The organism is Desulfitobacterium sp. (assembly GCF_982384815.1).
The window spans coordinates 1-12,070 of the sequence record NZ_CEVWNY010000009.1 but is presented as its reverse complement, the minus strand read 5'-3'; the positions used below and the strand labels follow the sequence as shown (position 1 = coordinate 12,070).

Below are 12,070 nucleotides of genomic sequence, written 5' to 3'. Positions count from 1 at the left end.
CCTCCGTCCTTGCTCTTGAGCAAGGGACGGAAGCTTCCGTGGTGCCACCCTTATTGACGGATTCCTAAAGATTCCGCCCACTTTAATAGTCGATAACGAGACCAATCGCCAAAACTCCTGTTCTTGGGGTGTCCTCCTAAGCTTCTCCCAGGCCGCTTTCAGTCTAGGCAGACCTTCCCTGCAGAGAGATGTAGCACAGTCTCTTCCCAAAAATTATCTTCAGAAATTTTAAGTAAGCTATAATTCCTTTTCACCAATGCTAATTAGTGTAAAGCTGTTATATTACAACATCTTAACGAGAAAAAAGCATTTTGTCAAATAATTGTTTTACAGTTATTTGACAGTTTTTGACCGCTGATACAGCACCTCGTGTCATTCTGAACACGGTGAAGAATCTTTCCCTAGATATTATTTACTTCAAAGTAGTCTACATGTTTATTGTGGTTTAGGACAAAATAACCTAAGAAAATTTCTTGGAGGTAAAAGATATGTCCGACAAACAAACCGACAAAACCCGTACCCATGCCCCCAATGCCGATGATAATACCCAAAGTCCCAATAAATCAGATCGTTATATCGATAAAGCAACTAAGCAAAAGTAAAGATCGGCGCACATCCGATCTTTTTTGCGAAATAAGTTAATCAAGATAATCGCTTAGAAGAAGGATTTCAACTCCTTCTACCTTTTGAAGCCTCACATCATTAGTAATAAAAAGCTTGGCCTTTTCTAGGATAGCCGTAGCTATAAATATTGCGTCCGGAGTCTTCAATCCATAAGATGCCCTAAGCTTCGCAGCTTTAATTGCGACCTTATTGTTAACCTCTTTTAGTTCTAGATTCGGAAATGTACCTATGAAAGCCATATAACGATTTACGAGCACTTTATCTCCCTCACGGAGGGGTTTAGTCAACACCTCTGTCATCAACAATATCGAAGAAACTGCATAGACAGTACCGGACTCGATTGAATTGAAGAGTTCTCGTACAACATTGAAAAACGTGGAGTTTCCCTCCATGAGATAAATAAAAGAATTTGTATCGATCGCAATACAATCATATTGCTTAATCTTATCCTCTAATCTTCCCATTGTTCCCTCTCCCGAAGGATAAATTCTGTGCCTCCTGCGTGTTTCCACATATCTGCACCTAGCCCCGATAATGCCCCTGTATAAGACGCCGGCCTTCTTATTAGGGTCAATTCATGAGATTCTTCGTCATATATCCAGAGTACATCGTTTCCAAGCTTCTCTTTAATTTCCTCAATCATATCGTTTGGTACCAAAACCACACTGTATTCTTCCTCTACGGGACTCATTTTACTTTTTTTTCTAGCTTCCACGGTGTTTCCCCCTTACTCGAAAATCTCCTTTAAAATATTATATATCCTATGTGTTCAAATTAAAATCTCGCATTTGCTCTATGGCAAGAAACGAGAATCCCTTCTTTGCTTATTTATTTATTTCATGAGCCTCCTGCAATGCTTGCAAGTAGTACTTAGGAAGACATTCTTCCTCAATGTTAAACTTTTGGATAAAGCGATTGACTACCGGCCAATCTCCTTGTTCATAAGCAATGATCAAATCTAGAAGATAGCGATAGCTGCTGGGTTGGCCCAAAAGGGCATTTTTAACGGTAGCTTCAATGGGCAGTTCTGCTAAAATCTCGGGGAGTGGTCGGTCAAGACAGGCATCAATTAACGAAAAAAGTCCCAATAAGAAAGCGTTTGAACCCTTATTGGCTAGACCAACATGGAGGCTTAACTTTTCCGCAAAGCTTGCTCGGACAAAGGATTGAATAGCCAGGGCGTCAGGTTTTCCTTCTGAAACATTGCTTAAAGCAATGACAGAAGCCCATTTCTTAATTTCTTTGAGGCCAAGAAGCACCAAAGCTTGCTTAATCGAGGAGATCTCTGCGTTAAAACCAAAAGCCGATGAATTAATATACTTTAGTAGTTTATAGGTCAGGGAAATATCTCCTTTGATAATCGTTTCAAGCTCCTCAACTTCAAGAGTTGGGGAATTAACCTTCTGCAATAAGTGCAAGTACTTTAATTTGCTCGGAGATATATCTTTTACTTGTACTATACTAGGTTTACTAAAATAATATCCTTGAAATAAACTATAGCCAATGCTTTTTGCCTTCTCGTACTCTTCAAGGGTTTCGACCTTCTCAGCAAGAAAACGAATATCCAACTCCTTAAGTCGTTTAATAAGAGCTTGCAGTTCAAGACGAGTAGTGGATTGAAAATCCACTTTAATAATATCCGCAAGCTCGATCAAGGTATAATAATCCGGATGAAAAACAAAATCATCCAGGGCTAATTTGTACCCTTGGGATTTAAGAAGTTTGCAGGCAGCAATTATTTCCGGGTCCGGTACAACCGTTTCGAGAATTTCAATCACTACCTGATGCTTAGGCAATAAGGTGGCCATTCCTTCCTTAAGCAAGTTGGATGTAAAGTTAATAAAGGCCGGCTTGCCCATGGTGAGCTTATTAATGTCCATAAGGAAAAAGCTGCTGGAGATAACAGAGCTTGTCGCCAAATCCCCATCGGCACTCTTAAAGTAATTATCCATGTTTTCCCTGAATAAAAGCTCATAGGCAAAGATATGGCCCTGCCGGTCAAGAATTGGTTGCCGAGCTACAAATACATCCATTTGCCTCTCCACCTTTTTGCGGACAATACGCTTTTCCTCTACCTTTGTGCAAGTAATCTCATTTACATTCTAGAACTTAATGCCGTATTCCTTTAAAACCGCCACAACCTTCCGAAAAAGATCTTTAAATTTTACTCTCCTCAATCTCTATCCCCGCCAAGCGGATAAGATATAAGGCGTTACGGGTAGTGGATATTCCTTCCCGCAGCTTATAGTCAAAACATATTTCACCGTTTTGATAATATTCACGGAAATGGTAGTTTTTGATGAGACCATGAGCTGTATTTTCAAGCTCTCCCAACTCTAAGTCATGGGTGGATACCAGCCCCATAGCTCCGTCTCTTTGGAGTTGCTGAATCAAAGCTATAGCACCTTGGTGGCGATCATGGGAGTTGGTTCCCTTAAATATCTCATCCAGCAAAAAGAACACCGATTCTTCCTTTTTCGCCGCTTCCACGATCTTTTTAATCCGCAAAATCTCGGCATAGAAGGAAGAAATGCTCTGCTCTAAATTATCACTGACCCGCATGCAAGTCCAAAGCTGGAATACAGAGCAGCAGAATTGCTCGGCACAAACAGGTGTACCGAGGTAAGCCAGGAGTAAATTTGTGCCCACAGTACGTAAAAAGGTGCTTTTTCCTGACATATTGGAGCCGGTAATCAACACGATTCCAGCCGGTTCCGCTAGGGAAAAATCATTAGCTACCCGGTTACGAGTAAGCAGGGGGTGCCCCATCTTTTTAGCGGACAAGCCTTTAAGATTCTCATTAAGTATCTCCGGTATAACCCATTCGGGATTTTCAAAAGCGATGTTAGCAAGGCTGGCTAATTCTTCAACCTCGGCAAGGACGTCCAGCCAAACTTTTAAGCTGCCTCCTGATTGGCTTTTCCACTTTTCCAAACTTATCAGGCAATGGTAATCCCAAAGGAGGAGGATATTGATGAATATGAACATAGCGTTATCCCGATTAGAGATCCTCTCAACAAGTTTAGAGAGTTTCTGAATTTGCTGAGAGGCGGATTGACCTTCTTGGCTGCGTAAAAGGTTTTGCAGTCTGAGTAGTTCCTCTGAACAAAATTTCTTTTTCTCTAATCGCCTTAACATTTCGGCATAAGTTTTAAGACTAGCCTCATGTTTATAGACCATGGACAAAATCTTGGAACGATCTTTTCCGTATAGCTGGAGAAGAAGGATTTGGACACCAATCAGCAAAGCCACGACTTGCCAGGGAATTCCTCCCCCCAAAAGATAAAGGGCTAGTATAAGGCAAGTGATGGCCGGGAGAACCGTTACCCCCAGCTTAAGTACAGGTTTGAGATAAGCCTCCTCCCTTTGTTCTGCCCAGCGAACAAAAGGTTCAGTTGCTTGAAATAGATGAGCTACCATAATCCCTTCTGCTTCAAAACGCTGGCGCCAACCTATGCTTTTCCCTAATTCGGCAATAGCTTCTTGCCGTTTTTTTATTTCTCCACGATCTCTGGGAGGATTTTTAAGAATTTCACTTAAGGCCCCTCTTCCTAAAGGAGTATGGGCCGAGTTAATCCACTGGAATATTGAAGCTTGACCAAATAGATCTAAGTCAAGTGCATAAGGGTGTTCATCATCCCTAAATTCCGTCCCTGTATCCGGGAATTTGGTCCATTCCCCCTGCCTACGGTCAATTCCTTTTTGATTAAGGGTAATGAGTATTTCCGAATGCCTTAGCTGAGCACGGATATGACGATGCCGATGAGCAAGATAGAGAAATAACCCGAGAGTAAGTACCCCCACCATAATTCCGGGGATAGTGCTTATTTTAAGATATAGAAAAACAGCGATCGCAAAGCCCAAAATAAAGGTTAACAACCGATAATTGCTTAACTGATTCGCTGTCTTGCCTTGTATGATACTCAAGTTTTCATAAGCATTTTTTCTAGTTTCGTAGATTTTTTCCGCAGTGCTCACGCTATACCTCCCTGGGTCATTTTCATAAAAGAAAGTCATATTTCCTTCGGCTATAAAGAATACCGGCGTTTCCTGTAGTGTAGCAATACCCTCAACTCTCTCAATATACATACAAATATTATATCATTATTTAGAGCAAAAAGATCATCCTAGATCTCTTATTCAAAACCTTGGATGATCTTAACTAATTTCTTATTACTATTTTTTGCAGTTAAGCTGCCAAACGACTCCGAACTTATCGGTAAACTTGGCATATAAAGGGCTAAAGAAGGTTTTCTGAAGATCCATCTCTATCTTGCCTCCCTGGGATAAGGCGGCAAAAGTCTTGCGGGTTTCCTCTTCGGTCAGCAATTCCAGGGCAAAAGAAATAGCGTTTCCTTGAGTAAAAGGTGCCCCGGGAAAACTATCGGAGAAACGAATTATATGTCCATCCTTTCTCAGTTCGGCATGGAGGACTAGATTTTTGATCTCCTCATTTATCGGAAAATCCGGATTAGCCGGTGCATCCCCGTAACGAAGAATCTGAGCCTCTCCGCCCAATGCAGCTTGATAAAAATTAACAGCTTCCTCACAATCGCCGTTAAAGGTGATATAGGGAATTAACCAATCACTCATATAGGCCTCCTCAATATTTTTAGTATTTTCTACCCGGCAAAAAGATCCTTCGTTTCTGCTCAGGATGACGAATAGTATCTGTGATCCTTCGCTTCTGCTCAGGAAAAATCCCGCACTATGTCATACTGAACGCAGTGAAGTATCTTGACGCAGTGAAGTATCTTGATCCCATAGCACCTTTTTCACCATCAGATGGTACCGCTTTACCTCATGAAGTCTAAAGCCAAAAAAGAGGCACCCCTAAGAAGATTTCTCTTCTAGTATGCCTCTATAACCACTAATTTACAACAAGAAATTCTATTCTCAAGTAATCCCTCCCAAGAGGAATAATTGATAAATAAGCACAACCGGATTTAAGATAAATGGTTGCTTCCACTCACTAGATAATCTTTGACTCTAGTCCAGCGGAATATCCACTACTTCATGATAATCCTTGGTATAACTCATCCGCTTTACGTCTAACCTAAGATCGTCTCCTGTGCCTAAGAATCTTAAAGTCCTTTGGTGGGTGATCAAGCCATCACTGGTTTTCTCATACTGGTCGTCAATGGTTTCCTCCAAAGAGATCTGCTTACCGTCTGCAATAAGATAAACCTTGGTTAAAACCAGATTCTCCGCACTAGAAATGGTGATTAAGGTTTCTTTACCATTGTCTTTAATCTCATTGATTTCTACCTTTTGGCCTAAGATATCCAGGATTTGTTTTTCGCTATTTTTATCAAGATCATACTGCTTATTCACATCATGATCAGCACTAAAACTTACCAGTTCAAGTTTTAGCTCGGTCAAGGGCGTTGGTAAGGGATCGAAATTTGCTTGAAAAGTTATTCCTTTCATATCTGTACTGATTCCTCCTCCCCTCCACTCTACCACTTTTCCATTGGCAACTAGTTTTAGGTTTATTTCTTTGGGGCGAAAACGTTCTCCACTGATCGTATCCAAAGCCAAGCCAAAAATGCTCTGAGCCGAACCCTTTATAACCGTTTGGGTGGGTGAAGCCAGGATAGACTCGAATTTTATTTTTGTCTCATCGACCTTGACCGACTGCATAAGCCCTTTCTTTAAGGTGTGACCCATAGCCGTACCCCGATCTAAGCCAAAACTAATTTCAGCTGGGGTAGTGACTCCGTGACCACTAGGGGAAAATATAAGGGTTAATTTTCTGGCCAGAGGGGGTGGAGACTCAAAGCTGGCAATATATTTTACCTCTGTACCTTCTTCATTGAGTAATCCTTGAGAACTTTGCATCCTACTCTCTCCGAAAAAGCTCTTTAAAGTCATAAACGGCTGAATCGCATTAGTAACATCTCCGGCGGGATCCTTTACTGTGTAAAAGATAAGAAGTTGATTTTCGTCCAGCATCACATAGTCCACGCTTAAGGATACTCCGTTGGCGAAGGTATGGCTTTTCTCGATCAGCTGTCCTTTGCCCAAGTCGTTCAGATCTCTCAGGGTTACGTCCATTACTTGATCATAGCCAAAGAGCTGTTTGCCGTAGGAAGCAATGACATCATAGTTAAAACCCACTAAAAGGACAAAAATAAGAACTGCGGCAACCTTGACCTGGGTGATATAACGCCGGTAAAAAGGTTGGCGTTTGCCGCTTTTCCTAGTTTCACCGGTCAAAGCACTGCGCAGGCACGCCTCCAGTTCATCGGGAACTTCTATTTTAGCCAGTTGGGTCTTTTGGGCATTAAATAGCTCTTCGATTTTCTTCATCTCCTTATTACCCATTCCAATCCACCTCCATGCTCTTTTGCAGCTTTTGTAATCCGGCATGAATTCGCGATTTCACTGTACCCAGAGGGATTTTTAAGACTTCCGCAATCATGGCATAATCCATGTCGAGAGCAAAGCGCAAGCGCAATACTTCCTGATACTTTTGATTCAACTTAATTAAGTGGGCCTCAAAGGCCAGCCGCTCCTCGTGCTCGCTATAAGACTCTTCGTAGGGTTCTTCCGGCAATTCCTGCAGCAGAATAACTTTGTTCTTTTTCCGCAAATGCTGCTTACAGCAATTGACCAAAATAGTCTTGCTCCAACTAAAGAAGGCCGCTTCATCTTTGAGTCTCTTGATATTCTCGAAGACCTTGACAATCATCTCCGACATCGCGTCCAAGGCATCTTCTTGGTCCTTCATATAGGCATAAGCCAGGCGATAATAATCCTCCTTTTGGCCCATGATTAGTTGAATCAGGGCTTCCTTGTCGCCGCTTTTCGCCTGCCTGATCTTATTCAAAATTTCTTGTTCCACCCTGCCACCTCTCTTTCTATAGGTTAGAGTATTTAGGCTAGGAAAAAGTTCGATTTTATTATACGACAAAAAACAACCACTACCCGACTAAAGTAGCGGGTATGGTTGTCCTTATTTAAGATGCTGGTTTTTTTACTTCCTGCAACTACATTACACTTTGTGTTCGTCTCTGCAATTCCCCAAGCCACTCGCGCATGAGCTCCGCATGTGGCTTATTATAAGAACTTAAGTTTATTATGCCATATATAACCAAATAGTCAAAGCTTGTATCAAAGCTGATCACGCGCCGTGCTTATTCTCTTTTTTAGCGGCGGAGATACAGGCCCCGATGGCTCCGGCATATAAGGCATAAGCGCAGGATTTAACTTCATAGCCGATATATTGGGCTATAATGTCCATAAGAAGCCCCGATCTGGACAGCCCGCCGGTCATCAGGATGGGCAAGTCCCTAGTAAACTGAATTTTTCCTGCCTGTTGCTGTATTTTCCGGGCAATGGACTGCAGAACCCCGGCCATGATTTGAGTCCGATCCTTTTTCATGGCTAAGAGCCCGATGATCTCAGATTCCGCAAAAACCGTACACATACTATTGATGGAAACTGCCCCGTTCCGATCTGTAAAAGCATCGATTTTATCCATGGGGATTTCGAGGATATCACAGGCCATTTTTAAAAATCGTCCTGTGCCGGCAGCGCATTTATCGTTCATCAGGAAGTCCACCGGCTTCCCTTTTTGGATCTGGATTACCTTACTGTCCTGTCCGCCAATATCAATGATGCCTTGAATATCGGGCATAAGATACACCCCGCCTAAAGCGTGGCAGGTAATCTCTGTTATGGTATGATTCGCAAAATCAATAGCTTCCCGACCGTATCCTGTAGTCGCAATACAGAGTTCCGCCCTGTCCAGGCCATTTCTTTCCCTCAGGATCTCCAGGCTTTCCTCTGCAGAAGCCTGGGGATTCCAGCCGGTCTTTATGGCCAGAGTATCGATAATCCTGTCCTCGGACATCACCACGGATTTACACGTGGTCGAGCCGGAATCTATACCGATAAAGATCTTTTTCATGAGAGCATTTCGATAAACGCGGCCAGTCTGGTTTTGAGCTGAGCAACGTCTGATGTGGAATAATCGGTCTCAACGCTGATAAAGGGCATATCTTCTTTCTGCATGTGCTTTCTGATCACCGTCGTCTCCAGATTGTAGGTATGGCAGGCCTGGAGGGTCATTTCCACCACCCCATCCACCTTAAATTCTTTAACAAGGCGGGACAGCAGCTCCAGACGATTGTTATTGGGGGTCATAACTGAGCAACCGATCTGTAGATACCGTTCGGCAATAGCTTGATACGGATCGATGGTTTCGTCAACCAGACGCTCAACAGGTTTGATCCCGATACAGTTTTCATAAGCCACAACCACACCGCCGGATTCCTCAATGGCTTTGACCACTTTCTCGGTGACTCCGGCCAGGGGACAGCCTGTGATCAGAATTCTTTTCGCAGACTTAGAAACATTCTCGACTCCATTGGCCTGATCAGCCTTGATTTTGTCGATGATTCCCCTGATCTCCTGAATCTTGGCCTCTTGATCAAATTTAAACTGGGAGCCGTAGAGGACTTTCAGCTGCTCCGCACCCGTAATCGGAGGGGGGCAGGCTTTGCTAAGCTCATAGAACTCTTTTAAAACCTTACGTTCCTCATTTTTTAGCTTGATCGCCTGTTTGACATCCTCAGCGGTGATAGTTACTCCGAAATCCTGCTCAATTCTTTCCTTTAGACGCAGAACTTCCTTATACCACAGTTCTTGGGAAGCCTCATCATTTTGTGTCTGAGGAAGCTGCATAACATGGAGGTTTTTGATTTCCCCTAAAAGCTCGTACATTTTTTTCTTGCCATCGCAAGTGGTTTCACCGATCATCAGATCAGAAAAATACATATACGGACATTTATCTGTGATAGCAAAGCCATAGCTGGACTTAACCAGAGGACAGAGATTCCGCGGCAGTACTTTTTCCGCTTCGGGTATAGTTTCATCGCTGAATGCGCAAAGCCCGATGGGCACAGCCCCCGCTGCCAGGACGAGTTCTAATGGGGCATAGGTACAGAATACCCCTGCCACTTTTTTACCCTGTTCTTTTAAATTCTTAACCGCAATAAACCCTTGCTTACGCGCCTCGGCAAAGCTCTCAAACTGGCTTGGCAGCTGAAGTTCACTCATGTTCGGTTCACCTTTCTGTAATGAGTTTATTTTTTCTTCACTGCCTTAATCATATAGTCGTAGTTTTTCCTACACAAATATGGATTACTAATAGAAGTCGTAGTATCTATATCAAATACTTATGAAAGAAAGTTGCTTCGGGGGGAGCTTTCATTCAAGGATGCGTTGTGGTTAGTTTAAACCGGACAATGGGCTGCAGACACAAATATCCAATTACTAAAAGAAGCCATTGTATCTAGTAAAATTCAATAAGATGCCTTTGAAACGCCGCCGCACAAGGTGACAAGGTCCGATTTTTATGGGTAACCAAATAAAAATCTCTTTCCATTTTCAAGCCCTCTACGGTATAAGCTTTTACCCATCCAAAGCACAGGTAATCTTCTACACTCAAAGATGACACAACTGATACACCCAATCCCTCTCGGACAGCCTGCTTAATTGACTCCATATTGTTCATTTCAGCCACTTTTTGCAGGTTATCCGGGTTGATGCCTTTTTCTCTCAGAGCCGTCTCGAAGGTCAGCCTTGTCCCTGAACCCGGCTCCCGAACAATGAATTTCTTATCCAGCAAGCGTTCCAGGGAAATTATTTGCTCCTTTTTAATATCCGCTTCGACATTCTGAGCTATTAAGACCAGTTTATCTTGGGTTAATTTTTGATAAACCAGGTTGTTCTCATCTAAACGTGCGCCAACAATGCCAATTTGGTATTTCATTTCCAGAAGTCCTTTGGTTACTTCTTGTGTATCACTTTTATGGATAAGAAAACTAACATCCGGGTATTTCCTTTGAAAACTTTTCATCGGCCCCGGCAGTAAATACTGGCTTGGTATAGTTGAAGTAGCGATTTCCAATCTACCCTCTATCTTCTTATGCTTATTTATCGAAAAAATCGCACTTTCTCTGATATCCAGCATTTTGACCGCATAGCTGTAGAAAATCCTGGCTGACTCCGTTGGCACGATCTGACGGCTGGAACGATCAAATAATTTGACTCCCAGCTCACCTTCCAGACAGCTGATATAGTTGCTGATGGTAGGCTGGGATAGATATAAAGCCTCTCCTGCCCGAGAAAAATTACGCAGACGGTAAACATAAATAAAAACTTCAATCTGCCGAAAATCCATGATGGTCCCTCTCGTTCTCAATGACCTCATTATCTGTATACACATACTCCAAAATATCGCCTGGTTGACAATTCAGCGTTCTACAAATAGCTTCTAACGTTGAAAACCGTATCGCCTTTACTTTCCCCGTCTTTAAGTTCGAGAGATTAACATTGGAAATACCAATATACTCAGCTAATTCATTAAGCTTCATTTTTCTATCAGCTAAGACCCGATCTAATCTGACAACAATAGCCAAGTGTAACACATCCCTATAGCGTTGTATCAAATTCTTCTTGAAGGTAAACTCCGTATTTGAAGATATCTGAGATTAGAAGAATAATCACTCCGACAACTATTCCCGTGAAATGAATACTTGATAAATCAAAAGCAAAGATCTTTGTTACAAAGACAGCACAAAGAAGGGTGGCCACCAAATTGGCAACGAATGAGTAAATAACTATGGAATAAGCTAGTCTCTTCAAACTCTTGGCATTTTTCATATTAAAGGGAGTCTCATCCAGAAAGGCTGATTTTGAAATAGAGACTAATTGTTTAATTCCATAGAGTATTAAAGGAAAACTAATTAAAAATGAGCCTATATACGCAAGCATAGCATACTTTGCACTAAACCTACTACTATCTATAGGTTGAATAATCTTATATGGAATAGTTGTGAAGAATTGACCTCTGTCGAAATTAAGGGTCCATGCGACATTATCTTTAACCGCTGTAAATCGCTCAGGAGAATTAAATGCAAAAAAAACAAACGCTAATAATGCCGCGAGATAAACGACTACGCCAATGATCAGGGCAACCGTAACCAGCATATGAATCAGCCCGGCTCTATTTTTAACCCTTAACAAATCATTCTGTACCACTATATCCCCTCCTCGTATCTACAGTATGAGGATATATTATTCGTTTGTCAATATAAAATTAACGATAAACATTATATAAAATGTGTTTCAAGGCTTCCTCCCGTTTCCTTTGCGTATCTCGCCACCGCTCCAGATATACTTGCCAATTGGCTTGATGGTGGAGATTGACTAGAGAAAAATCCGCAGGGTTAACAATCTTGCTGGAAGCTCCGGCTCCCAAACCGATTACAGTCTGATACTCTTCCATAATCCCGATATTATAGCGGCACTCCCTACCCGGTTTGGCGAAACCGATATTCTCCAGATTTCCGGAAATATGTTTTTGGCGATAAAGATAATAAGGCTGCATACCCATAGAACGAGCTTTTATCATCACAATTTCCTGCATGGCCTC

At 42.2% G+C, this 12,070-nt stretch carries 12 protein-coding genes and 1 pseudogene; all 13 read right to left on the bottom strand.

Translation table 11 applies throughout. From position 1 onward, the window contains the following. Nucleotides 1–638 precede the first annotated feature (638 nt). Nucleotides 639–1,088, bottom strand: coding sequence for a type II toxin-antitoxin system VapC family toxin (locus AC1U9U_RS02935; protein WP_479959052.1), 450 nt, complete (start codon nucleotides 1,086–1,088; stop codon nucleotides 639–641). Next, nucleotides 1,076–1,339 carry a hypothetical protein gene (locus AC1U9U_RS02930; protein WP_479959051.1) on the bottom strand — a complete coding sequence of 88 codons (264 nt, stop codon included), beginning with the start codon at nucleotides 1,337–1,339 and terminating at the stop codon, nucleotides 1,076–1,078. The genes AC1U9U_RS02935 and AC1U9U_RS02930 overlap by 13 nt, the downstream gene beginning before the upstream one ends. A 109-nt stretch (nucleotides 1,340–1,448) precedes the next feature. Further along, complete coding sequence (locus tag AC1U9U_RS02925) at nucleotides 1,449–2,657, bottom strand: EAL and HDOD domain-containing protein (protein ID WP_479959050.1); 1,209 nt, start codon at nucleotides 2,655–2,657, stop codon at nucleotides 1,449–1,451. 124 nt (nucleotides 2,658–2,781) lie between these two features. Beyond that, nucleotides 2,782–4,641 (bottom strand): MutS family DNA mismatch repair protein, encoded by a 1,860-nt coding sequence (locus AC1U9U_RS02920; protein ID WP_479959091.1) that lies wholly within the window; start codon nucleotides 4,639–4,641, stop codon nucleotides 2,782–2,784. Between the two features lie 159 nt (nucleotides 4,642–4,800). Next, complete coding sequence (locus AC1U9U_RS02915) at nucleotides 4,801–5,217, bottom strand: VOC family protein (RefSeq protein WP_479959049.1); 417 nt, start codon at nucleotides 5,215–5,217, stop codon at nucleotides 4,801–4,803. A 396-nt stretch (nucleotides 5,218–5,613) separates the two neighbouring features. Beyond that, nucleotides 5,614–6,936 (bottom strand): DUF4179 domain-containing protein, encoded by a 1,323-nt coding sequence (locus AC1U9U_RS02910; protein ID WP_479959090.1) that lies wholly within the window; start codon nucleotides 6,934–6,936, stop codon nucleotides 5,614–5,616. Between the two features lie 7 nt (nucleotides 6,937–6,943). Further along, nucleotides 6,944–7,471, bottom strand: a complete 528-nt coding sequence (locus tag AC1U9U_RS02905) for an RNA polymerase sigma factor (protein WP_479959048.1) — start codon at nucleotides 7,469–7,471, stop codon at nucleotides 6,944–6,946. 279 nt (nucleotides 7,472–7,750) lie between these two features. After that, nucleotides 7,751–8,539 carry an acyl-CoA dehydratase activase gene (locus AC1U9U_RS02900; protein ID WP_479959047.1) on the bottom strand — a complete coding sequence of 263 codons (789 nt, stop codon included), beginning with the start codon at nucleotides 8,537–8,539 and terminating at the stop codon, nucleotides 7,751–7,753. Then, nucleotides 8,536–9,690: a double-cubane-cluster-containing anaerobic reductase gene (locus tag AC1U9U_RS02895; protein ID WP_479959046.1), complete on the bottom strand. Its 1,155-nt coding sequence runs from the start codon at nucleotides 9,688–9,690 to the stop codon at nucleotides 8,536–8,538. The genes AC1U9U_RS02900 and AC1U9U_RS02895 overlap by 4 nt, the downstream gene beginning before the upstream one ends. Nucleotides 9,691–9,925: 235 nt before the next feature. Further along, nucleotides 9,926–10,816 (bottom strand): selenium metabolism-associated LysR family transcriptional regulator, encoded by an 891-nt coding sequence (locus AC1U9U_RS02890; protein WP_479959045.1) that lies wholly within the window; start codon nucleotides 10,814–10,816, stop codon nucleotides 9,926–9,928. Further along, complete coding sequence (locus AC1U9U_RS02885; protein ID WP_479959044.1) at nucleotides 10,797–11,054, bottom strand: helix-turn-helix domain-containing protein; 258 nt, start codon at nucleotides 11,052–11,054, stop codon at nucleotides 10,797–10,799. Before AC1U9U_RS02885 ends, AC1U9U_RS02890 begins: the two co-directional genes overlap by 20 nt. 13 nt (nucleotides 11,055–11,067) lie before the next feature. Continuing rightward, on the bottom strand, nucleotides 11,068–11,676 hold the full coding sequence (locus AC1U9U_RS02880) for a DUF2975 domain-containing protein (protein ID WP_479959043.1): 609 nt from the start codon (nucleotides 11,674–11,676) through the stop codon (nucleotides 11,068–11,070). A gap of 58 nt (nucleotides 11,677–11,734) precedes the next feature. Continuing rightward, nucleotides 11,735–12,070: pseudogene (locus AC1U9U_RS02875) on the bottom strand (coproporphyrinogen dehydrogenase HemZ); the annotation flags it as partial.

Excerpts from the sequence above, each read along its gene's own strand:
- AC1U9U_RS02915 (WP_479959049.1), bottom strand. The coding sequence starts at position 5,217 with ATGAGTGATTGGTTAATTCCCTATATCACCTTTAACGGCGATTGTGAG.
- AC1U9U_RS02895 (WP_479959046.1), bottom strand. The coding sequence starts at position 9,690 with ATGAGTGAACTTCAGCTGCCAAGCCAGTTTGAGAGCTTTGCCGAGGCG.
- AC1U9U_RS02920 (WP_479959091.1), bottom strand. The coding sequence starts at position 4,641 with ATGACTTTCTTTTATGAAAATGACCCAGGGAGGTATAGCGTGAGCACT.
- AC1U9U_RS02935 (WP_479959052.1), bottom strand. The coding sequence starts at position 1,088 with ATGGGAAGATTAGAGGATAAGATTAAGCAATATGATTGTATTGCGATC.
- AC1U9U_RS02890 (WP_479959045.1), bottom strand. The coding sequence starts at position 10,816 with ATGGATTTTCGGCAGATTGAAGTTTTTATTTATGTTTACCGTCTGCGT.
- AC1U9U_RS02900 (WP_479959047.1), bottom strand. The coding sequence starts at position 8,539 with ATGAAAAAGATCTTTATCGGTATAGATTCCGGCTCGACCACGTGTAAA.
- AC1U9U_RS02925 (WP_479959050.1), bottom strand. The coding sequence starts at position 2,657 with ATGGATGTATTTGTAGCTCGGCAACCAATTCTTGACCGGCAGGGCCAT.
- AC1U9U_RS02910 (WP_479959090.1), bottom strand. The coding sequence starts at position 6,936 with ATGAAGAAAATCGAAGAGCTATTTAATGCCCAAAAGACCCAACTGGCT.